The organism is Sphingomonas sp. BK345 (genome assembly GCF_014193845.1).
Taxonomy (GTDB): domain Bacteria; phylum Pseudomonadota; class Alphaproteobacteria; order Sphingomonadales; family Sphingomonadaceae; genus Sphingomonas.
On record NZ_JACHZX010000002.1, the window covers coordinates 148,724 to 170,504 of the forward strand.

At 63.7% G+C, this 21,781-nt stretch carries 25 protein-coding genes; 15 read left to right on the forward strand and 10 right to left on the reverse strand.

The features are described 5' to 3' along the window. Positions 1–128: 128 nt before the first annotated feature. The 4 genes from FHY03_RS05865 to FHY03_RS05880 all read left to right on the forward strand — a co-directional run bounded on the left by FHY03_RS05865 (position 129) and on the right by FHY03_RS05880 (position 4,467). On the forward strand, positions 129–1,151 hold the full coding sequence (locus tag FHY03_RS05865; RefSeq protein WP_183929435.1) for an IS110 family transposase: 1,023 nt from the start codon (positions 129–131) through the stop codon (positions 1,149–1,151). Between the two features lie 622 nt (positions 1,152–1,773). Then, the gene (locus FHY03_RS05870; protein ID WP_183929437.1) at positions 1,774–2,700 is read left to right on the forward strand and encodes a hypothetical protein; all 927 of its coding nucleotides are present in this window, start codon (positions 1,774–1,776) and stop codon (positions 2,698–2,700) included. 151 nt (positions 2,701–2,851) lie between these two features. Continuing rightward, positions 2,852–3,553 (forward strand): bacteriorhodopsin, encoded by a 702-nt coding sequence (locus FHY03_RS05875; protein ID WP_183929439.1) that lies wholly within the window; start codon positions 2,852–2,854, stop codon positions 3,551–3,553. Next, on the forward strand, positions 3,550–4,467 hold the full coding sequence (locus FHY03_RS05880; RefSeq protein ID WP_311721323.1) for a Brp/Blh family beta-carotene 15,15'-dioxygenase: 918 nt from the start codon (positions 3,550–3,552) through the stop codon (positions 4,465–4,467). The genes FHY03_RS05875 and FHY03_RS05880 overlap by 4 nt, the downstream gene beginning before the upstream one ends. Before the next feature lie 202 nt (positions 4,468–4,669). Here the strand turns inward: FHY03_RS05880 and FHY03_RS05885 are convergent, their stop codons facing one another. Next, entirely contained in the window at positions 4,670–5,578 is a 909-nt protein-coding gene (locus tag FHY03_RS05885) for a DUF5694 domain-containing protein (RefSeq protein ID WP_183929441.1), read from the reverse strand. 86 nt (positions 5,579–5,664) lie between these two features. Continuing rightward, a complete protein-coding gene (locus tag FHY03_RS05890; protein ID WP_183929443.1) occupies positions 5,665–6,558 on the reverse strand; it encodes a LysR family transcriptional regulator in 894 nt (297 codons plus the stop codon). A 92-nt stretch (positions 6,559–6,650) separates the two neighbouring features. Here FHY03_RS05890 and FHY03_RS05895 point away from each other — a divergent pair, with 92 nt between their 5' ends. From FHY03_RS05895 to FHY03_RS05905, 3 genes are all read left to right on the forward strand, one after another. Next, entirely contained in the window at positions 6,651–7,307 is a 657-nt protein-coding gene (locus FHY03_RS05895; protein ID WP_183929444.1) for a glutathione S-transferase family protein, read from the forward strand. Between the two features lie 105 nt (positions 7,308–7,412). Next, on the forward strand, positions 7,413–8,057 hold the full coding sequence (locus FHY03_RS20965) for a PEPxxWA-CTERM sorting domain-containing protein (protein ID WP_260158736.1): 645 nt from the start codon (positions 7,413–7,415) through the stop codon (positions 8,055–8,057). Positions 8,058–8,095: 38 nt separating this feature from the next. Next, positions 8,096–8,947 carry an aspartyl protease family protein gene (locus tag FHY03_RS05905; RefSeq protein ID WP_183929446.1) on the forward strand — a complete coding sequence of 284 codons (852 nt, stop codon included), beginning with the start codon at positions 8,096–8,098 and terminating at the stop codon, positions 8,945–8,947. An 82-nt stretch (positions 8,948–9,029) separates the two neighbouring features. On the opposite strand, the gene FHY03_RS05910 is transcribed toward FHY03_RS05905, so the two are convergent. Next, the gene (locus FHY03_RS05910; protein WP_183929448.1) at positions 9,030–9,647 is read right to left on the reverse strand and encodes a TetR/AcrR family transcriptional regulator; all 618 of its coding nucleotides are present in this window, start codon (positions 9,645–9,647) and stop codon (positions 9,030–9,032) included. A 99-nt stretch (positions 9,648–9,746) separates the two neighbouring features. Here FHY03_RS05910 and FHY03_RS05915 point away from each other — a divergent pair, with 99 nt between their 5' ends. Beyond that, positions 9,747–10,232: a hypothetical protein gene (locus FHY03_RS05915; protein ID WP_183929450.1), complete on the forward strand. Its 486-nt coding sequence runs from the start codon at positions 9,747–9,749 to the stop codon at positions 10,230–10,232. Between the two features lie 324 nt (positions 10,233–10,556). Here FHY03_RS05915 and FHY03_RS05920 read toward each other — a convergent pair whose 3' ends face one another. After that, a complete protein-coding gene (locus FHY03_RS05920; RefSeq protein WP_260158737.1) occupies positions 10,557–10,928 on the reverse strand; it encodes a VOC family protein in 372 nt (123 codons plus the stop codon). Positions 10,929–10,947: 19 nt separating this feature from the next. Then, complete coding sequence (locus FHY03_RS05925) at positions 10,948–11,841, reverse strand: LytTR family DNA-binding domain-containing protein (RefSeq protein ID WP_183929452.1); 894 nt, start codon at positions 11,839–11,841, stop codon at positions 10,948–10,950. A gap of 26 nt (positions 11,842–11,867) precedes the next feature. On the opposite strand from FHY03_RS05925, the gene FHY03_RS05930 reads away from it, so the two are divergent. From FHY03_RS05930 to FHY03_RS05955, 6 genes are all read left to right on the forward strand, one after another. Next, positions 11,868–12,971, forward strand: coding sequence for a sensor histidine kinase (locus tag FHY03_RS05930; RefSeq protein ID WP_183929453.1), 1,104 nt, complete (start codon positions 11,868–11,870; stop codon positions 12,969–12,971). Between the two features lie 169 nt (positions 12,972–13,140). Then, positions 13,141–13,626 carry a hypothetical protein gene (locus tag FHY03_RS05935; protein WP_183929456.1) on the forward strand — a complete coding sequence of 162 codons (486 nt, stop codon included), beginning with the start codon at positions 13,141–13,143 and terminating at the stop codon, positions 13,624–13,626. Next, a complete protein-coding gene (locus tag FHY03_RS05940) occupies positions 13,623–14,048 on the forward strand; it encodes a DUF3617 family protein (protein WP_183929458.1) in 426 nt (141 codons plus the stop codon). The genes FHY03_RS05935 and FHY03_RS05940 overlap by 4 nt, the downstream gene beginning before the upstream one ends. 223 nt (positions 14,049–14,271) lie before the next feature. Next, complete coding sequence (locus tag FHY03_RS20970) at positions 14,272–14,955, forward strand: PEPxxWA-CTERM sorting domain-containing protein (RefSeq protein ID WP_260158738.1); 684 nt, start codon at positions 14,272–14,274, stop codon at positions 14,953–14,955. Positions 14,956–15,005: 50 nt separating this feature from the next. After that, the gene (locus FHY03_RS05950; protein WP_183929460.1) at positions 15,006–15,680 is read left to right on the forward strand and encodes a hypothetical protein; all 675 of its coding nucleotides are present in this window, start codon (positions 15,006–15,008) and stop codon (positions 15,678–15,680) included. 337 nt (positions 15,681–16,017) lie between these two features. After that, entirely contained in the window at positions 16,018–17,328 is a 1,311-nt protein-coding gene (locus FHY03_RS05955) for an amidohydrolase family protein (protein WP_183929462.1), read from the forward strand. 315 nt (positions 17,329–17,643) lie between these two features. On the opposite strand, the gene FHY03_RS05960 is transcribed toward FHY03_RS05955, so the two are convergent. The 3 genes from FHY03_RS05960 to FHY03_RS05970 all read right to left on the reverse strand — a co-directional run bounded on the left by FHY03_RS05960 (position 17,644) and on the right by FHY03_RS05970 (position 20,095). After that, entirely contained in the window at positions 17,644–18,888 is a 1,245-nt protein-coding gene (locus tag FHY03_RS05960; protein ID WP_183929464.1) for a hypothetical protein, read from the reverse strand. A gap of 553 nt (positions 18,889–19,441) precedes the next feature. Beyond that, positions 19,442–19,615 (reverse strand): hypothetical protein, encoded by a 174-nt coding sequence (locus FHY03_RS05965; protein WP_183929466.1) that lies wholly within the window; start codon positions 19,613–19,615, stop codon positions 19,442–19,444. A 90-nt stretch (positions 19,616–19,705) separates the two neighbouring features. Continuing rightward, positions 19,706–20,095 (reverse strand): response regulator, encoded by a 390-nt coding sequence (locus FHY03_RS05970; RefSeq protein ID WP_183929468.1) that lies wholly within the window; start codon positions 20,093–20,095, stop codon positions 19,706–19,708. 36 nt (positions 20,096–20,131) lie between these two features. On the opposite strand from FHY03_RS05970, the gene FHY03_RS05975 reads away from it, so the two are divergent. After that, positions 20,132–20,419: a hypothetical protein gene (locus FHY03_RS05975; RefSeq protein WP_183929470.1), complete on the forward strand. Its 288-nt coding sequence runs from the start codon at positions 20,132–20,134 to the stop codon at positions 20,417–20,419. Between the two features lie 454 nt (positions 20,420–20,873). Here FHY03_RS05975 and FHY03_RS05980 read toward each other — a convergent pair whose 3' ends face one another. Both FHY03_RS05980 and FHY03_RS05985 read right to left on the reverse strand, forming a co-directional pair. Then, complete coding sequence (locus tag FHY03_RS05980; RefSeq protein ID WP_183929472.1) at positions 20,874–21,122, reverse strand: hypothetical protein; 249 nt, start codon at positions 21,120–21,122, stop codon at positions 20,874–20,876. Between the two features lie 300 nt (positions 21,123–21,422). After that, positions 21,423–21,779: a hypothetical protein gene (locus FHY03_RS05985; protein ID WP_183929474.1), complete on the reverse strand. Its 357-nt coding sequence runs from the start codon at positions 21,777–21,779 to the stop codon at positions 21,423–21,425. Between the last annotated feature and the right edge of the window lie 2 nt (positions 21,780–21,781).

Below are 21,781 nucleotides of genomic sequence, written 5' to 3' on the forward strand. Positions count from 1 at the left end.
ATGGGGTAATCGCGGGAGCGAGCTACCTCGATCAGCGATGACGTGGAGGCAGGTGGCTGTTCCCCGGTAGATGAAGGTGCGGGCTCACGACTGGCAGCCGGGCCCATACATCGGAACGGAGAACAGCCATGGGTGAGTATATCGGGCTCGACGTATCGTTGAAAGAGACAGCGGTCTCGATCCGGCGTGAAGGCAAGCGAGTGTGGCGCGGCAAATGCGCCTCGGATCCGCAGCTGCTCGCCGCGCTGATCCGCAAGCACGCCCCAGAGGTGGTGCGCGTGGTGTTCGAGACAGGACCGCTGTCGGTCTGGTTCTTTCATGCGCTGAGCGCGGAGGGGCTGCCGGCGATCTGCATCGACGCGCGCCATGCCAAGGCGGCGCTCGACATGGCGGCGAACAAGACGGATGCGAACGACGCCGACGGCCTGGCTCACCTGGCAGAGGTCGGGTTCTACAAGGAGGTGCGGGTTAAGAGCTTCGACAGCATGCTCGCGCGCACGCTGGTTGCGGCGCGGACTCGCCTGGTGCGGATCGGCACCGAGCTGTCGAACCAGATCCGGGGCTTGATGAAGACGTTCGGGCTGGTCGTCCCGCCGGCGTCGGGCAGCAAGTTCGAGCGCCAGGTTGAGGCTCTGCTCGCCGGTAACGCCGACCTCGGCCGGATCATCCGGCCGCTACTCGAGGCCTGGCACGCCGTTCGCCTTCGCGCCGCGGAGCTGGGACGCAAACTGCTGGCGGACGCCCGGCGCAGCGATGCCTGCCAGCTGCTCATGTCCATTCATGGTGTCGGCGTCGTGACCGCCACTTCGTTCATCACCGCCATCGAGAATCCGACCAACTTCAAGCGATCGCGATCTGTCGGCGCCTGGGTCGGGTTGACCACCCGGCGCTATCAGTCGGGCGAGATCGACTATGACGGCCATATTTCGAGGCGAGGCGACAGCCATCTGCGCGGGCTGCTCTACGAAGCTGCGACCGTACTGCTGGTGCGGAGCCGATCCGAGTGCGACCTGCGCAAATGGGGGTTGCAGCTCCGCGAGCGGCTCGGCTTCAAGCGCGCCGCGGTCGCCGTCGCGCGCAAGCTGGCCGTCATCATGCACGCGATGCTGGTCACCGGCGAACCCTTCCAGGAGACACGCACCTCAGCCTGACACCCGAGCTCGTCCGCGTCGCAAGGCGCTGCGAGACGTCCTGCCGGGACGTAGGCCGACCCACTCCGCGACGCTTGTTGCATCCGTTGCCTCAACCGCAGCAGAATGCGTGATGAACCTCGGAGGGGTCGCCCCGCGAAGCCCCATCATGCGGCGGCACATGCCGACCGCGAAGACGACCATGCTCCCGGCAGCGGCATCTCAGAAGACCCTTGCGCCCGACGCGATTAGACGACAAGCGTCCGGTGTTGGGAGGGCGCCGGGTGGTCCTGAACGACCGCTCTTGGGTCGGACGGCTTGTCGTCACCGACATGCGCCGTCCTCCTGTTTTTGGGAGCATCGAACAGTACGGATCTGCGATGAGTAGCCCTCACGAGGTAGCCGCCTTCCGGCTTTTCCAGTCCTGGTCTCGGCACCTACACCGGCAGATAGCCTGAGCTCACGAGTGAAGCCGGCTTTATCGTGACGCGTGCGAGTGTTCAAATTTGGGTCACTCACGGGCCAGATGAGGGAGGCGAGACGATTAAGGCTCAGGGCAGAGGCCTTGTTCGGCGCCTATCGAGCGGGCATCGGCACGATAGGGGCGTCTGACATCAGGCGCTCGCGTCGCGATAGGGCCTGGATGAGAACCGACGACCTGCGCGGTGGCACGAACCGGACCGGTGTACCCCTCAGCGCTTTCGCGATGCCGGATGGCTTAGCGATGCGCTACGATCTGCCTCATATAAGCCTACGTGAAACCGTCAGTGGGTACGCCACCTATGCCGCGCGTGATCGCGCGGAGATGATCAACTGGTTTTTGCCGGCACCGCCCATGATCTGCGTGCTCGTCGACGCTGGACCGGTGTCCATCACGCTTCGACAGCACCGCTTCAACGTGGGTAAGGTCAGTCTCTACGGTCCAACCAGCCGCGCCTTCAAGGCAACAACAAACGGGGGTATCCAGGTCGGCGTCGGCCTGACCGCTCTAGGTTGGATCAGGCTCGTCCCGCTTTCCTCCTCCGCGTTCCACAATCGGGTGTCACCGCTTGGCGCGATCAAGAGCGAAGCACTTTCCGATCGGTTGCTCAACTCACTCGTTGCGCTTGCCGATGAGAGGGAGCTCGCCGCCACGTTGGACGCGATCTTGACCCCCTTATTTGCTGATGAGCATCCTTATGACGACATCGTCAGGCGCTTCACAGAGCTCATGCTGGTCGACGGAGTAATCGAGATCGCCGACGCTGCGGATCGCCTCGCGCTTCCGTCGGCTACGCTGCGCCGTGTCGCTACATACGCCTTTGGAATGCCGCCAAAGTTGCTGCTTCGACGCGCGCGTTTCCTCCGCTCGTTCATCGGGCTTCTCAGTTCGGGCGAACTGCAAACATATGACCGCATCGACAGCAGCTACCATGATGCCTCGCATTTTCTCCGGGATGCGAACGACTTCCTTGGTACCACGCCCCGCCGGTTCATGGCGCAAGGGACGACCTTCATGACAGCCAGCCTTGTCGCTCGTGCGGCCGCACTCGGAGCACCCGCGCACGCGCTCCATGCGCGAACACCATAGTCGCGCGTCAAAACGAAGGCCCGTGATGTGAGCGAGAGGAGCGCGTCACTCTCCGGAGATTTATTTCGGAACGTGTCCGGCACCGTAAAATATGATCTGCGTTAGGGGCCGTGGGTCTGGCATGGGGTCAGCTCTGAGAAGGATTGCCTCTATGGATCAGACTGCCTTCATGATCGGGTTTGCGGTTATGTCACTCGCCTCGCTGGCGATCTACGCGAAGGGCAGCAAAGCCCCTCCATCCCGACATCACACGCTCCTGCACGCAACCGTCCCCTTCATCGCTGCGACGGCCTACCTCGCGATGGCGTTTGGCATCGGGACGTTGCTCAAAGCGGACGGCTCTGCGACTTATCTCGCCCGCTATGTCGACTGGTCGGTGACGACCCCCATTCTGCTGTCCGGCCTGGTCCTCACGGCGTTCCACGATCGCGGCAAGACCGGTGAGGTCGGCGGCTACCTGACCTCCATCATCGTCCTCGACGTGCTGATGATCGTCACCGGCCTGATCTCCTCGCTGGCAGAGGCCCCGGTGGCCAAGTGGGCCTGGTATCTCTGGTCGTGCGCGGCATTTGCCGGCGTCCTTTACCTCCTGTGGGTTCCCCTGCGCGCGATGGCGCTCGAGCGTGGCCACGCCATCGGCTCTGCTTACGCCAAGAACATCACCTTCCTGACGGTGATCTGGTTCCTGTACCCAGTCGTCTTCCTGATCGGGCCCGAGGGCCTCAAGATCATCAATGACCCCGCATCAGTCTGGGCCATCCTCGTGATGGATATCGTAGCCAAGGTTATCTACGCCTTCTACGCGGCGGGCAATTTCGACAAGGCGCTACATGATCACGAACGCCGCGCGTGAACCGCGGCATCGCATGGCTGGTTGCGGGAGCGGTTGCAGCTGCCCTCGCGCCGGAACCGGTACAGCTAGCTTTTGCGATCCTGGGGATCGGCGTCGTCGGCATGGTCCACGGCGCCGGTGACCTGGCAATCGTCGAGCCGGTGCGACGTCGCACCTTCCTCGCCGCCTATGGGCTCGTGTCGCTAGCGACGTTGTTGTGGTGGACCGCAGACCCGGCGGTCGCATTGCCGGCGTTCCTCGTCGCCTCAGCGGTTCACTTCGGCATGGAGGACGCGCCGAAAGGGTCCTTTGCCGAGCGAATAGCGCGCGGGACAGCGCTGGTAGCCGCTCCTGCCACGATACATCTGTCCAGTTATACAGCGCTACTGCGAACCGCCGGTGGGCCGTCGTCCAACATGCCGACCTACGCTCCGCTTCTCGCATTAGCGGGGGGAGTGGCGGCCGCTGGACTACTGGCACTGGCATGGCTCAGACGTGACCTGCGTCTGAGGGCCGGGGTGGGGGCGGCGCTGCTGTTGCCGCCGTTGGTCGGCTTCACTTTTAGCTTTCTGATTCTGCACGCGCTGCCGCAAACTGCTGAGCGCCGCGATCGTCTCGGCTTCTCGAGCACCTCGAAATATCTTCGGAAAGTAGCTCCAATCTTCGTTGGTGCGCTCGCGCTTGCCATAGCGGTAGCAGCGCTTCTGCTACGTTTCGATCCTAGTGGAGTGCGCGGCCTCTTCGCCGGTATCGCTGCACTTGCCGTTCCACACCTGCTCGTGACGCCATGGTTCGAGCGACAAGGCTTCCTCGCCAGAGAAGCCGCCCATGGCAAGTTCGAGCAGGATGATAACCGTTACAGCAAGCGCATGAAAATGGCACTCTATGATCAAGGCGCGCCGTCAACGACGCCGGCGGATCGAGCCCACCGGTGACCACGCTCACGTGAGCGTTTGAGCTTGGAGGCTGCCGATTGATCGCCCTGCCGGCGTCGCCAAGCTCAAGTGCCGTCATGAACGAATGGCCGATTTGGGGAGCGAGGCGAGATCCCCTGAGACCGGTTTTGGTCGCCATGAGTGTGCTATCTCAAGCAGCCACTTCGCCGAACATGCGCCTCTGTGACCGCTGACGGATCCCTTACCGCAGCCTGCTCACCGCTCGCCGTAGGTAGGGCATGACATCGACGGAGCTATAGCCGGGCGTGGTGGCGGCGAAATGCCGTAGCCAGTAGCCATGGCCAGCGCCATAAACGACCAGGATCCGGTCGCCGGGGCGCGCGACGTTGACGAGCTTAGCGAAAATCTTGGCATTTCGTAGGTACCACATCGCGTTAAGATCCGCGCCGGGCTGATCGTTGCCGTCGCCGAAGCGCAGCAGCGAATAGTAGAGGTCTTGCCCACCCATTGGCGTAGCGGGGTCGTTGTAACGGAGCAGCATGTGAGGAATGCTTGAAGAGGGCTGCTCCGCTTCGAACTGTCTCGCGGAGGCTTGGACCGCCGCGAAGGCAGCGTCTAGCAGCGGCTGTTCGCCGTGTACCTTCGCGTAGGCCTCCACGCGATCGATCGGAAAGTAGTCGGGCTCGCCTGTGCCGGGTTGCTCATCGATGCCCTGCACCGTCGGAAGGCCGACGCGTGCCGCGATACGGTAACCGATCTGCGAGGTCTCGTCTCGATCAGCGCGGAGAACTGCTGGTGAGAAGGTAGAGTAATCTGTTACGTCGTAGTTCGGTCCGGGGCGCTGCACCTCGACCATCACCCGGGTGGGTCGAAACGTCGCGACGGACTCTGCCAACGCCTCCAGCTCGTGCTGGCGCTTCGCCGTGGTGACATCGTCAACGTGGACGTTCACCTTGTCGCGACCCGGGTTGCCGAAATGATAGGTCCCCAAAATCATGACCTGGATCGGCGCCGGGGGCGTCATCAACGCCACCGCCGCTGCGCTCAACCCGGCTATAATCGGCAGCATCGTAATCCCCTGATAAGTGTGTTGTTCAAACAATACACCATAGAGGACCTTTGTCCAATCTTGGCTGAGGCGCGCGGCCACGTCTCAGCGTGAACGAATGGCTCGAGCTCGGAAGCGATCAGAACCCGCTGAGTGTGGCTACTTTTAGGTCGTCGGTTAGTCAGAGCCTACGCATCTGAAGGGGGCTGACCGGCCAGCACGTACGCCGCTACAAAATCCATCAGCGCACGAACGGGAGCTGAGTGTCGGCGTCGCTCATGTGTGATGATCCACAGTTCAAACACGGGAAGCGGTAGCACGATCGGCGCGTGGACCAGGTCCGCTTCACGGTCGACGACGAAGCGCGGCAATATGCCTAGGCCAAGGCCGCCTCGCACGGCCGCCACAACCGCTGTCATCGTGTTTGGCCGCAGGACAACGGCCTCATCCGGGAGGCACGCGATAAGCTGCTCGAGCAGGGCAGTGGGAGCACCAGGAGGATCGAACCGAATGAGCGGATGGTCTCTCAGGTCAGCGAGTGATTGCGGCAGACCTGCAGCATCCGCATAGGCTCTGCTCGCCGCTACGACGGAGCGGTCATAGGTTAGGCGTCGTCCAAATAGTGAAGGATCTGTTGGAGCCAAGCCGCCCCGCAACGCCACGTCCGCTTCGCCACTTGCGAGGTCGACCCTGCGATCAGTAGCGACAAGCTCAAGCTTGACCGCCGGATAGAGCGCGCGAAAGCGACCGATCACAGGCGGCAGGACATGCGCGAGGACAATCTCGGGCGCAGACAGCCGTACTGTGCCTGCGACGCTGCGCTGACGTTCCGCCGCGACGCGCGTCAGGCGCTCAACGTTCGCGGCGATCTCCGCCGCTATGGGGAGCAGGGCCGCACCGTCCTCGGTGAGAGTGTAGCCGCTCGATCGCCGCTCGAATAACGGCAGCCCAAGCGCGGTCTCCAGCGCAGTGATCCGGCGGAATATGGTGCTCTGACTGACCCGGGACGCTCGTGCCGCGGCCAACGTGCTGCCATGTTCCGCCACCGCGAGGAACCAGCGGATATCATCCCAATCGTCCACGCCTATTCACTGCCGCATAGCGGGCGGTCAGGAAAGGTGTTTGAGCCGTTTCCGAGACGCCCGTATCCCTGCCGCAGGAAGGGGGCGCCATCATGAAGCTCTACTACGATCCAATTTCGACGACATCGCGGCCGGTCACGTTCTTCGCGGCTGAGGCAGGTTTCGCGTTGCAGCTCGAACTGGTTGACCTTCTGGCGGGCGAGACGCGCGGTCCGGCGTTCCTGGCGGTCAATCCGATGGGACACGTTCCAGTGCTGGTCGATGGTGACTTCGTGCTGACTGAGGCAACCGCCATTCTCCGCTATCTCGCGAGAAGGCTGGCACCGGACTTCTTGGGTCGTGACGATCAAGAGCAGGCTCGCGTCGACGAGGCGATGAGTTGGGCGAGCACGGATGTGAGGATCTGGCTCGATGTGTTCTCGGTTTACCCGATGGCTCTTGGCGTGCCGGCAGGCCTGTCGGCCGCGAGTATAGCCGAGATGCAGCAGGTTGCGGCGCCGGCCGTTCGGCGGATCATGACGGTCCTCGACGACCGCCTGCGCAACGGCTTCATCGCCGGCGGGTCGATCACGATCGCCGACTTCCTCGCCTTCTCGTACATCACCTTGGCAGAACTGATCATATTCGACTTCGCCGACTGGCCGAACATCGTCGCGTGGCTGCGGCGTATGAAGGCCATGCCTGGCTATGGCTCAACCTACGCTGCATTCCTTGGGCTCGTGAGCGCCAAAGTTTCTCAAGGAAGCTAAGGCAGCTGCATCAATCGCGCTGCGGCCCGGCAGCGGATCAACCGAAAAAAGAAGACGCTCGTCCGGGTGTGATGACGCGCGTCTGGCAAACAGAGGGAGTGCATCATGCTTCGGATTACCCCATTGCTCACCGCCAGCGTCCTGGCTTCGGCCGCGACGCCCGCCAGCGCGGCCACCATCTTCTCACAGGACTTCTCTCGCGGTCTCGGCTCAAAGGAGAGCGTCGTCTCCAATGTCGCCGGTAGCTGGGGCGTTCACAACGGCTACCTCGGGCATAGCGCGGAGTACTCGCCCAACGAGCGGAGCCTTTACATCGCTGATCTCGGGCTCAACGCATACGAGAACATCGACTTCACCTTCGACCTTACCGAATATACCGAGCGTTCCTACGACTATGTGACCTGGTTTACCGGTCATTATAATGCGGCGGGCACGCTGGTCTTCAACACCTTCGGGCAGATCACGCAGGGCTATGGCACCGGTAGCGGATCCTACAAATTTAGCCTTGCAGCCTTGGAACGCGACCAGCTGTTCGGCTTCCGCTTCACCTCGGATCACGCGATCCAGTATGCCGGCGTTCAGATCGACAACCTGCAGATCAACGGCACGCGATCTGGGCCGCCCATCGATTTGCCAAGCACTCCAGCCGTGCCGGAGCCTGCCACCTGGGCGATGATGATCGTCGGGTTCGCGCTGGTCGGCGGCATGGTGCGCCGACGCAGCGGCTCGGCCGACTGTGTGACAGCCTGATGGGCCCGCGGCGCTGGAGCCGGTTACCCTCCGCGATGATGGCCGCGGCGCTTCTCGCCGCAGCCAGCGCCATCACCGCAGCCCCGCTTACCCTGGCATCCAGCGGGCACCCCGTCGCGCCGGTCTCAATCAACGGACAGAAGGCTACAGCCTTCATCGTCGACACTGGCGCGGAGGGGACCGCAGTCTATCGTGGCTTTGCGCAGAAGAACGCGCTGCCCGATGCAGGGGAGGAGCGGCTCGTGGGCCAGACGGGCGCCGCCACACTGCCGCTCCGCACCGTCCGCACATTGGCGGTCGATGCTGTTCGGCATGGCCCGCTGACCGTCGTCGAGCTCGCGGACCAGCCGGATCGACCGGATGTGGCGGGCATCGTCGGTCTGGACGTGATGCGAGGCTATCTCGTCGAGTTCGACTTCCTTCGCGGACGTGTGCTGTTCCATGATCGCGCAGCGGCAGGTCGGCTCAGGCGATCCCTAGGCAGGCCCGTGCGAGCGGCAAAGGTCACGGGAGGGCTGCTTGCCATCCCCGTCGTCCTCGACGGTGTCGCGGGCCAAGCCATCATCGACACTGGGGCCCGCGAGAGCCGCGCCAACGAGGCTTTCGCGAAACAGGCCAGGCTGACGGCGATCGCTGCTCCGCTGCGATCGATCAGAGGTGCGAACGATAAGGCGGCAACGCTTCGTACCGCTAGCGTCGCCTCGATGCGGTTGCTCGGTCATGATCTGGGCGCGACGACGATCAAGGTTGCGGATCTCAGCGTCTTCCAGACGTTCGGCTGGAGTGATCGGCCGGCCATGCTGCTCGGCTTTGATCACATCCGGCGCTATCGCTTGATCGTCGACGCTCAGGCAGGTGATGTCTGGTTCATCGAGCCTTCGCATGCGTGATCAAGGGCGCGATCAGACAGACCGATCAGCACCGATCGCCCTCGATCTGGCTGCGGACAGGCATGGCCACCCGCTCCACCCGTCATTGATCCAGCGGCTTGCCGTCGCGCGTTCGAAGATCATCCAGCAGCACGCGGATGGCCCAGCCGGTCACACGCGCGATCTGCTCACCGTCCAGGTCCCAGTGATCCCGCATCTCGAGCCACGGCGTCGTATGCAACACCTGCAACATCGCGGTCGCGAGCGTGCGGTCGGCTTCGGGAAGCTTCTTTACGGCATCAGCCGTAGCGGCACGGTAACTCTGCTGTCGCTCCGCTTTCTGCGACAGGCGCATGGCGCGACCCTGCGGCGTCGAGCGCACGAGCGTGGCGATGGGAGCGATGCGGTCCAGGCCCAGGTAGATGGAGCGCGTGTCGCGCAGATCCTCCTCCTTGTCAGGAAAGATCACGCGACTGCCGGCGAGCTCGCGGACGCGCGTGCTGGCCGCGGCGAGCAGCTCCTCGCGGTCGGCGTAATAACGGTAAACCGTACGGCGACTGATCCCCGTCACTTCGGCGACAACATCGTGGTTCAGGTCCGTCCGTCCGTCCGCCATCAGCTGGATGACCGCGTCGGCGATGCGATTGCGAGCTTCTTCCTTCTTCCGGCTGCGCGGCGACGGCGTGGCGGGGGAGGGCACTTCGGCGGGGTGGTCAGGCATGTGGGCGACCTAATTGTCGGCACATCCTGTGTCAAATTCCTTTTGACACAATCTGTGCCACAAAGCTAATCCGCTCAGGACAAAGAGGGGGATCTCACCATGCTGTTCCATGTTTCCATCGCTGCGTACGATCCGCGTCACGTTGCCGAGGTGCTCGCCGAGCTGTGGGTAGGCGACGCGCTGTTCTTCCCACCGATCTCGGACAATGGCTGGATCGTTCTCGCCAGGGATGAGCACCGCAGCGCACTCGAGGTCTATCCGATCGACACGGTTCTGCGTGAAGCCGACGGTGACGCCGACGCAGTAGGGGAAGCGACCGGACGTGAGCCGTTCACGGCAACGCATGCGGCGATCGGCACGTCGCTCACCCGAGAGGACGTGATGTCGATTGCGGCGCGGGAGGGCTGGCCGGCGAAATATCGCAAGCGTGGCGGCATGTTCGGCGTCGTCGAGATCTGGATCGAGGGGCGCCAGATGATCGAGGTGCTCACGCCAGAGATGCAGGACGAGTACAAAGCGACCATGTCGGCTGACAACTGGCGTGCCATGTTGCACTCCTGCGGTGCGGCGGCATCGCTCGCCTGAGAGGCGTCACGCGGCGCCGGCGGAAAGCTCGAGGCCGGCCTAAGGAAATCTGTCATGATTGAAATGATGCAGGGTCTGTCGCAGCACGCGCTGCGACGGGCGTCCAATCAGCCACGTTCCGGTCCTACGCGGATGCGGCATGTAGCGCCGACGTCTGGCAGGTCCTTGCGTGAGGGGGCGGCAGCCTTTCTCGTCACCGTCACGATCCTGGCGCTGGCGCAGCAACCGCCGGTGCTTGGGTCCTGGATCGACGCCGCCGCGCGGAGCGTGCTGGCGTGATGCGCGGCCCTCTGTCGCAGGTAGGGCCGCCGGTGGACCGCCCGGCTATCCGCGATGAACGGCCGACATCTTGTTGCCGCTCGGGTCGCGCACATAGGCGGCGTAGACGCCCGGCCCATAGCGCGCGCGCTCGCCGGGCGCGCCCGCACAAGTGCCGCCGGCCTTGAGCGCCGCCGCGTGAAACGCATCGACCTGCCCGCGTGAGGGACTGATAAAGCCGATCATCTGGCCATTCCCGGCGCTCGGCTCCGCGCCGTCGAAGGGCGCGCCGACGAACAGCACGATGCCGTCCCCGCTACCGCCCTGCGAGTAGCAGGACCAACCGGCGACGTCGGCGTGGCGCGCCCAGCCGATCGCCCCCAATGCTGCGTCGTAGAAGGTGACCGACGCGGCCTGATCGCGCGCGCCCACGGTCATGTAGTGGTCCATCGTCATCTCAATGAGCCGTCAGTTTAAGGGCTTCCGCGACCTCGTCCATGTAAAGCGGCCCGACCTGCACCGAGCTGTCGTCAGCGAGCCGCAGCCGGAGCATGCCACGACCCGGCCGCTCGACGGCCGTCACCGTGGCGAGCCGTACCATGTACGAACGATGCACCCGCAGCAGCACTTTGGGATCGAGGCGCTGCTCGAGGTCGCTCATCTTGGCACGAAGAATATGCGCTTTGAGGTCGGTGTGGAGCAGCACATAGTCCTTCGCGGCCTCGATCAGGTTGATCGTCTCGACCGGCAGCAGCACGCTGCCCTGCTTCACCGGAACCCAGAGCGCATTGTCGTAGCTGCCGACCGGATTGAGGGATGACGCGGCCTGAACGGAAGCACCGTCGTCCGCCACCCTGGCTTGGCGCCTTCGCAGCGCACGTGCCACGCCCATGCGCAGTCGCTCAGCGCCGACGGGCTTGAGCAGGTAGTCGGCCGCTTCGATGTCGAAGGCCTGAGCCGCATATTGATCGAATGCGGTGACGAACACGATCTCTGGTGAAGTGGCCTGCTCCATCAGCTGCTCGGCCAGCGCGATGCCGCTCATGCCAGGCATCTCGATGTCGAGGAAGACGAGGTCTGGACGCAGCTGCTCGATCAGCGACAATCCCTCCGCCGCTCCGGTCGCCGTGGCTACCACCATGACCTCGGGGATCGCCGCCAGTCCGGTCGCGAGGCGCTCGATCGCCAATGCCTCGTCGTCGATCAGGATTGCCCGCATCACATTCACCTCGGTGCAGCTGCATACCAGCGCCGCCGTCAACTTAGCACCCTTGGCCACGCGCACGAGCGGCCCCGTCGCACCCTCGTCCACTTTGGTCGCAGGCTGAGCCCAGGACGGGATTGCTGCCATGGAAGGCACCGGGCAAAATCGCGTCTATGGGGACGCTGCGCCGAGACATTTGGATCACGCCGGAGGGGCGGCAGGTCGTCTGGATGACGCTGGCGAGTTGGCTCCTCGTGCTCGGCGTCTACCAGCTCACGGAAACCCTCAGCGGTCGCTTCGGCTGGCTATACGACATACCGATGGACGTGCCGGCGGTCGTATTGGTCGCTCTGCTGGTTCTTCCTGCCTACCCGCTCGTGCTGGCACTCCACGAAGCGACGCCGTGGCAGAAATGGCTCATTTTCTTCGTCGTCGCGCTCGTCATCGCGTCCCTGCAAAGCATGGTCAACCTGGTCGAGAACCGCCTGCTCGGCGTCATTCCGCGCTTCGACGCCGCTCATGCCGACATCATTCGCGAGCGCTTCGCGCGCGTGATGCAGGGTCACTTCTACAAGACCTTCGCCAACATCACGCTCATCGCCTTTACGGTGCAGGTGCGTGACCGCGCTGCCGACCGCATGGCATTGCTCGAGGTCAGCGCCCGTGCGGACCGGGCGCGCTTGGCGGCGCTCAGACTGCAGCTCAATCCTCATTTTCTCTTCAATACGCTCAATGCGATCTCATCGCTCGTCGGTGCGGGACGCACACGCGAGGCGGACGAGATGATCGAACGCCTGTCGGATTTCCTGCGCCAGACGCTGGAGGAGGACGTCGATGCCATCGTGCCGCTCAGCCAGGAACTCGCCGCGCTCGACAGCTATGTCGCAATCGAGCGGATCCGGTTTGGCGAGCGACTCAACATCGAGCTCAACGTCGATCGTGCGCTTCGTGCGCGTATCCTGATGCCGAGCCTGATCCTGCAGCCGCTCGTCGAGAACGCGATCAAATACGCCGTCGCCCCGGCGCGGCGGCCGGTCACGATCGCCTTGTCGGCGTGGGAGGAGGGCGGTCGAGCGGTGATCGAGGTTCGGGACGACGGCGCCGGTGTTGCCGTTGATCGCAGCAGCATCACGAGCACCGGACTGGGCCTCGCCAATGTGCGGCAGCGTCTCGAAACGCTATACGGTGAAGCTGCGGCGTTGGCAGCGGGGCCGGACGCGACTGGTGGCTGGCGCGTGCGCCTGCGCTTCCCACCGACTATTACCAGCCATTTGTAGCGGATCCGCCTTGGTCGCAGCGAGATCGATTTCTGTCGCGCCGCCACTGCGGCCGTGCAACGTCGAGCGCATTGCGCCCCGCACGGGAGCCGGTCCGAGTTTCGGTCCAGCCTCCTGACATGGCGCGCTCCTCGATCTGGGCTCGCCCAGCTCGAGAAGGAACACCGCCATGAAGAAGATATCGCCGCTCGTCGGCGCAACGATCGTCGCCGCGCTGGCGCTCGGTCAACCGTCGGTCTCATGGGCCTCGTCCCAGACGGCACACCGCGAGCAGGCGCCTGCCTCGCGTGCCGATCCGCACGCCGGCGAGCAGCCGCTTACCTGCGAGATGATTTCTGCCGAACTCGGCACTCTTCAGGAAGGGGCGACAGCGCGCGCGGTCAAGGCGCAGCGAGCGGCGAAAACGAAGCGAGGCCTGTTCGGCTTTGCCAAGACGATGGCATCGGTCATGGTTCCTGGCGTGGCGATGGCGGCGGGTGGCGGCTCGGCACTCGGCTCGCTCGCCGCGCAGGGAGCGGGGCAATCGGCTGCCGAGGCGCTGGCGCGGTCGAATGCGCCCGCGGGTGTACCGACGGCGCCTCAATACAGCGTGGCAGAGCAAGAGCGACTTGGGCGCTTGGCGACGCTCGCGGCCGAGCGGCAGTGCGCGGCATGAGGCTCGCGATCGCGATCGTCGGCTTCTGCGCCGGGTTGAGTGGGAGCCTCGCTTTAGGCGCCGTCAGCGCTGCAAGCCCGTCGGACGCGCCGACCCCCGGCACTTATCGCGTCACGGCCACGGTCAAGGGCGCACCGTCAAAGGTCAGTGACGAGTGCATGAGCGCCGATGAGATCGCGGAATTGTTCGCGCTCCGGCCGATGCCGGGAGACTGTGTCATGGCCCGCGATCAGATCGGCGGAGGGCGGATCGATCTCGCGCGCTCATGCCGCAGTGGCGCGCAGGTCCGCTCGGCATCGATCAGCGGGAGCTACTCGCCCACCGCGTTCGATGCGACAACGTCCTCGCGCCTGCCCGAGTTACCGGAACCGCTGGAGATCCGGCTGAGAGGGCAGCGTACTGGCGACTGTGAGGCGGACTGAGCTGGGTGACCGGCCGCGCGCGGAGCCGTGGACCATCGGTGACGGCTTCGTCGCCGCGACGTCCTGTTTCGTCGCGACACAGATGAGCGCCGCACCGGCGCGGTATAGTAAACGAGGCGGCGGGACAGTCGAAAAGCTCAGCCGCCGACATTTCGATGACGACATAAGAAGCTCGTGGCTGTCTGCCGCCGCGATCGCTGCTGCTATGAGAAAGGGAGATATAATGAGCAAGATGATCATGCCTCTGTTGACGGCTGCGTTCGCGGTGATGACCTCCATGCCGGCCGAAGCGGCGGTGCAGATGCTGGATTTTACGCAGGGCAACTACTGCAACGGTGAGGAACTCTGCACCAACAACGCCGCCATCGACCAGGGGCACGGGAGCACCGCGGAGGTGTCGGTGAACTTCGGCAGCACCTACGATGGTTTTCCAAGCGGCCCGCTCTACTATTACGAGCGCGGCTTCGGCGATCTCGTGGGGGTGGCATACAGCAACAAGGGATCAACCGACTTCCGCACTCGCGGCCGCCTCACGCTTAGCGCCGCTGCTGGTTATGAGATAACGCTCAAGTCGTTCGATCTCGGCTGCTTCGTCAACCTGTCGAACTGCCAGACGGCGACCTACAACGTGAACCCGGGCGCAGGCGGGTACCAGACCGGCTCGATCGGCACCGGTTATCCCACCCACCAGTCTGTCACCTTCAACGCCGGATATGGCAACGTCGTTGATCTCTGGTTCGGGGCCGGCGAGAATGTCGGCATCGACAACATCAAGTGGGATGTGCGCGCGATCGGCGCTGGCGCTGTGCCCGAGCCTGCGACCTGGGCGATGATGATCCTGGGCTTCGGGCTCGTCGGTACGTCGCTCCGTCGACGTGCGCCCACGCTGCGGCGCCAGCTGGTCTGATCAAGGGCGAGCCCTCCGCGAGGGGCTCGCCCGTTCCACAAGGTTGGATCATGATGATGAGCGAGGGAGGCTCCGTATCGTGGCGCTGTGTTCTGCTCGGCGCGCCTGTGCTGTGGTGCGGTGGCCCGCCTGCTGCCACTCCGCGGCGCTACCACATCGGCGCCACAATGGTGCGACGACGGAAGGGGTATGGCGATCGCGATCAGCTGTGCGATCGACTGCGGCTTGCGTTCGAGCTCGCCATTGCCGACCACGAACCCTCGCTTCCGACCGCGATGTTGCGGATCGTCATCGATGAGGCGGCCACCAGTTCCCCCACGCCAGCACGAGCCTCACGGCTGCCTCTGATCGGCTCGCTGTTCCAGACGACCAAGCGGATTCGCGCTGAGGTTGAACTCGTCGATCCATTCTCGGGCACTACGCTCGACAACTTCATGATCGATGCCGTTGACCCGACACGCTTGTCCACCATCGGCGACGATTCTGCCTCCTCGTTGTCACGAGGGAGCCCAGCGGCTGCTTCAAGGTCGTGCACGCGGCATCTGTCACACCTCACACAAGAGTGGCTGATCAGACGTTTCGTCACGCTCACCTTCAGCAGGCTCTACGACGTCATGGATCGAGGTCACGATGATCCTCGCCTACTTAGCAACGAACCGAGGCCGTCTAGCGAGCCATTAAGACTCGCCCTCGTGGCGGCCGGTCGGATCGAAAGTTCGATGTGATGAACAGGGCAGTTATGATCTTCGCCCTGGCGCTGGCATTGCTGTTCCCCGGAATGCCAGCGACGCCACCGGCTTCGTAGGCTGTCCGTGATGGCGGCGAAACCGGCATCGCTCGCCCTCAAGCCCGTCGCGACATTTTCATCGCGCCGAAGTCCGCCTTGGTCGCGAACATCGTGCAGGGCTGGGCATCTGCGTTAAGTGTGTTGCACAGGTAAGTCACCCGTGCCACTTATCCACGTCGTTCGGGACTGAGCGCCGGATGCGGAGCCGCTGGGCCTAGGCTCACAACGCAGGGATGGTCGGGAACTGCTGACTAGCAAAGAGGGGAGGAGTCTCAATGAAACTCACGCGTAAGATCCTGTTGCACCTGCTGCTCGCCACCGTGGCGGCCGAAGGTATGGCGCAGCGACCGGCGGGTCCGGTGACGCTCGTCCATGCCGGCCGCTTCTGGGATGCAGAGAGCGGGAAAATGCTTTCGGGCCGCGACATCCTGATCCGTGGCGACCGGATCACGGAGGTCGCGCCTAGCATCGCGCTTCCGACAGGCGCGACTGAGATCGACGCGCGCGGCTGCAGTGTGCTGCCAGGTCTCATCGACGCGCACACCCACATCCTGGCAGAGCAGAAGTTCGGCGAGCCGCTGAGTCAATCCATCGACCGTGACAACACGCATGGTGGCGCTATCGGGCGAACCTTTACCGGCATACCCCGGGCACAGCAGTACCTCGGTGCCGGCGTAACGACGATCCGTGACCTTGGTAACTCCGGTCAATTCCTCGATCTCGTGTTAGGACAGGCGATCACCAACGGCACGGTGAGCGGCCCGCGCATCATCGGTTCGGGTCCCGGGCTCGCTCCGGCAGGCGGACAATTTGAGCGTTTGCCGATGGACCCACACGCGCTTGTCTCGGGCGAGTACCGGGTCATCAATGGCGCCGACGACGCGCGCGCTGCCGTTCGCGACGCGATCGCCCGCGGCGCTGATGTCATCAAGATGTACCCTGAAGCGTCACCTCAGCGTACCCGGCTCACCGTTGCTGAGATGCAGGCGATCGTCAGCGAGGCTCAGCGACACAACATTCCGGTTGCGGCACATGCAACCTTCGATGCTGCGATCCGCGAGGCAGTGGAAGCAGGCGTGTCGTCGATCGAACATGGCTACGAGATATCCGATGTGACATTGAAGCTGATGGCCGCCAAAGGCGTGTGGCTCGTTCCGACCGATCCCTCGATCGAGATGGTGAAAGAGTTCTCCATGTCGTGGAAGCGACAGCCGCCGCCCGGTGAGATCGAGCAGCAGTTGAAGATGTTCCATGAACGGCTGATGCGGGCCCACAAGGCGGGCGTACGGATCGCGCTCGGCTCCGATCTCTACTTCCCGTATGCGCCTGGTCGAGGAGCCGGCACGCGCGGAACGCTCGAAGGCTATGTCGATGCCGGGCTGACTCCGGCGCAGGCACTACGCACGGCGACATGGGAGGCAGGCCGGCTGCTGCGCGACGATGGACTCGGCGTTCTGCGCCCCGGCGCGCACGCCGATCTGCTCGTTGTCGCTGGCGATCCGTCGCAGGACATTAGGGCGTTGCGAGGCATTCGGTTTGTGATGAAGGACGGAGCTGCCGTTGTGCCGTTCGCAGGATGTCGCTGACATCACGCTTGAGACATACAGTCGCTTAATCCCACCTAGTCGACCATGGCGGCCGATTGCAGCGCCAGCTGCGGCCTCACAACAGAGCGCAGTGAGTGAAAGGGGCTTGGTGATCGATCGCTCAGAGAGGCCGCCTCTCAGTGGCTTCGTCTCGTCACCTCATCGGCAGCTTGAAGGTGAATGAATGTCCGAAGATGGGTTGCGACGAGTAGCTCTTGAGTGACCGCTTTTGGGTCTACCTACATTGTATCGACTGACGCTCTTTGTCCGTCGGACAGCTCAGCGTGGTTCCGGCATGCGAACGCTCTGCCGAGATCATCGATCGCGCAAGAAGGGGTCGCCGCCAATGAAGGCCATGTCAGGGTCGGGGCGCGGTGGCGTGCCCTGCGCCGCCCAGACGAAGGATTTACGGACCTGCCTGCCATCCGCATAGGTCAGCTCGAGCATCGTTCCGCTTAGTTTCCATCTCCCCGACCTTTGGGCCGCCCGGCTGGATACTGCCACCGTCGGCGCGACCCCCCCGCCCTCGGCGCCCTGCGTGAACGTGCCGTCGGCCGCGAAGGTGAGGCGGCTGACGCCGAGCGTCGAGACTGGGCCGTCGGCCATGTAGACGGTGCTGCCGCTCGTCAGCTTGTACGTCCCCGACAACGGCGAGCGATCGGCGGTGAATGCGGGAAAGAAGCTGCCTAATCCCAGGCGATAGTCGCTTGTTCGCCCCTTGCTGCTGGTCAGCAGAAAGGTTTCCCCCTGCTTGCGCCACGTGCCCCATCGCGCTGGGGAGCGTGCGCGATCCGCGGCGGCGTCGAGGTCGACGAGCGGCGTCTCGTCCAACTCGACGTAATCACCGTTGGTGAAGAACACTAGAGGCTCGTAGCTGACCCCCGCGCCGCCCGCGATCGCGCGGAAGTAGAGCCCCGACACGGGCGGCGTGCGGCCGCTTCCAGGCGCCGGCCCAGTATCCTGCTCCGTCGCAGCGGCAACGGGCTTGAAGCCAGAGGCGGTCATTTCGACCTGGCGCAGGTCGGTCTTGAGCAACTCGGACGCCTCCGCATGGATGGCGTCGCTCATCGCGCGCACCTTCGCGTCGCCCCCTGCCTTTGCGGCGCGCATGCGCGCGTCGGCGAACAGCATCTGGAGCAGCATCGTGTCCGCGATCTCCTGCTTCTCCGCATCGCCGCGCCCGCGCAGCTTGGGCCCGAGCACCCCGGCGAGCTGCGCCCGCACGCCGCGCGCGATCGCAGGGTCGGTCTCCACACCGACCTGCCCGTGCGCGGCTTCCCAGGCGGTGATCCAATATGCCGCGGTCATGTCGGCCGCATCATCGGGAGAGAACCCGAAGCGCTGGAATGCGGGACGCACTGCTTCCACCACGTCCTGTCGAAAGGCAGTCTCGAGTGCGGCAGCCGTGGCCGGATCCTTCGCCTTGATCGCGGCGACGAGCTGCGCCTGCTGCACCCGCATGAGTGCCGGATCTCGGCGGAAGCGAGTATCGGCGGGTGTTTGCGCCATCACGGCGGCAGGCAGCAGTAGGCCGAAGGTAAGGGCGGCTGCGCGCAGCATCGGGAAGTCTCCTAAGACGACGTGTTCCCGACGCTATCAGCTGAGCCCGTCGCGTAATCGCACTCGGATCTCGGCTCAGCGCACCGCAGCGCCCGCCTGTCGCGCCGGGGCTTCGTACTCGCCAACCTACCCCGTCCATACATTGGATGGACGGGAAAACAGGAGGCGAGCTGGAGCCTCTGAAGGGGCGATGTCGGGTCCTCGGCACGAGAGGGGAGGGGGCGGCAACCGCCCACTAGCGGACATCCGCTTGGCAAACTCGCAGCGTTAGGGCAGCGCGTGCGCAGCTGTAAGGCACAGCCTTAGCTGTCTCAGGAGGAGATCACCTCACGCAGCGGGCAGTGCCGCAGCTCAAGCTGAGCGACCACTTCCTCTGCGCGCGCGTTTTAATTACAATGACATTGAACAGGGAGGCGCGGCCGTTGTGACGCAGCACGGGCCTCGTGCGACAGCAGGTTACCGATCAGATTACAGCGGCCATCCGCGCGCACAGCCTAGCTCGGGCTTAGCTATGGGACGGTATCAAAGAGGCCGTCGATCGCAGGCTTGCGGCCTAAGCCGGTAGTGCGGCGTACGCCGTGACGGCGTCGATTACCTGCTGCCAGCGCTCTCGAACGATGCGAACAGCCTGGTCGCGCTGGCTCTCCGCCACCTCAACTGCCCGGCCGCGAAACGCCTGGCGGAAGGCAGCGCTGAACGCGTTCTCTAGGTCCCGCTGGTCGGTCATGTCGGAGCCTTTCGTCGTGACAGCGGCAGCTGCTAGCACTTGATGCTGAACGAAGCCCCTACGGGTCCGGCTCAATATCGATGCAGCGCCCTAGACCGAAGTCGAACGGAGAAGCGCTTGAACCTGAGCGGCCAAACCGATCGGATCGAACGGCTTAGCTATGGTCCCGACGGCCCCTGCGGCTGAGTAGCGCTCGATGTCAGCTGAGCGCACCGACGCCGTGAAGAACGCGATCGGCGGCGCGTCCTTCATGGCCCGCCTGATCGCCTTGGCGAGAGCGACACCATCCATATCGGGGAGGTTGTTGTCGGTGAGTATCAAGTCCGGTTTGGGTGAATGCTGGAGATGGTGGAGCGCGTCAGCGCCAGTTCGCATCGACGTAACTGTAAGGTTAGGATCAAGGTGCAAGGCCATCACCGCTATCGCGCTTATGTCAGGATCATCTTCAACCAACAGGATGAAGGCAGCTTCCCGGGCCAATGCTACTTCTCCTAGTAAGCTTGATCGACATCAAGAATGAAAACTGCAGGGCTCGTCAAAGGAAATTTCATCCACTTACGTTGGTGGTTGACCGAAGGTTCGATCATCGATGGCCTCGACCTGAGCGGCGCGACAGTCGTTGTCGCGGGCGAGCGAAAGCATCATAGCCGCGTCACGTTCTCCCACGCCTTTTGCCAAGCGACGGCATCGCTCGGCGTCACTGCGGTACTCGGCCGCAGACTTGGGCAGGCGTGGCAGCATGGACATCGTGCGAAGCTGGCACGCACCGCCGGCGCGCGCCATCAACCAGACCAGCAACCTTGATCTAAATCTAGGTCCGGTGTGGCTCAGCGCCTCCAAGAACGAGAGCTTCAAAGCTCTGCGCTTCAAGGACGGCGTCAATCTTGCCGATCCGCCCCGGTGCTATCGCCCGATTGCCCGACCTTCATTCTCAGGCTTATCATCTGACCCTCGTCGGCGAGGGTAGTCCTGGCACCTTGGTTCCCTGGATGCGGCTGATCTGGCCGTAGCACAAGATCGATCCTAGGGTCTGTTTAGCTGCTTCGACGGCGACTAAGCCGCGAGCCCGCTAACCTGCCCGCCAAGGCAAGGTCGATCACCCTGCAGCACCCTACGAAGACCCGGGCCTCAACATGAACGAGTGGCCGGGGTCGGAAGGCGGCCAAGGCCTCTGGATTGACCGGAAATGGGTCTCCTGGGGACGAGAGGTGAGGGAGTCGGAATCGGGCGAAAGCGGTCAGGTCGCTACTCACCAGATCTACTTGCCTCCGATTGGCCCGATCCAGTCTGGTGAACCACCTTTGACCGGGCTGGCGGCCGCATCGATCTGCTGCCATTCAGCCTTTGTGTGGCAGACACGGCGTTGCATGCGCGAGCCGCTGCGTCCCTCGCTTCGGCAGATCGGCCGTTCCTTGATCGAAGGATCTGCGGCTTTCTCCTGCGCGCCGCCTTGATCGGCTTGCAGAGCAAGCGCCAAAGCGGAGAGGAGCAGCGTACCTATGGTCATCTAATTTTCCTTTGCCTTTTCGGTGACATCGCTCCTGTTGCGAGACGAAGGCAAGCGAACTTGCAACCATACTGGACCCAGGATCTGAATGACGCAGTGTCTAACCAATGTGCGGCCAGTGGCCCGCTCCGGCACTCGGAGCGGAGCGGCATCTGCCGCCGCTGATCGCACTGCAGCGATCCGGCCGTGATCCTCACAAACAAGTCGTTCAAACACCTTCGCTTGGCGCCCAGAAGGGCCCCTGCCATCGATGATCTTAGCCGTGATCGCCGGCCTGCTGTCGCGCTGGATCGCGAGGAGCTAACGGCTGAAGCTCTTCACCTCGTCCTTGGTGAGAAGGCCGTCTGAGTTCTTGTCCATTCCGCGAAAGCCAGGAGCAATCATGCCCTCGCGCATCTTGGCTCGATCCGCCGGTTTGATCTTCCTCTGCGCCTCGCCATCGCCTGCGATCATCGCATCGATGCGGCGGTCAAACTCGGCGGTAAACTCGTTGAGGTCGAGCACTCCGTCGTGGTTTGCGTCCGCGGCCGCCAGAAAGGCTGCATCAAGCTGATCGTCTATCTTGATCTCTCTGACGGAGCTCGGCTCGGGATTTGCGGCCTGAGTCTCTGCGGCTTGCAGCGACACGAGTAGCAGCACAGCGCTCAGCGTGCTCACTC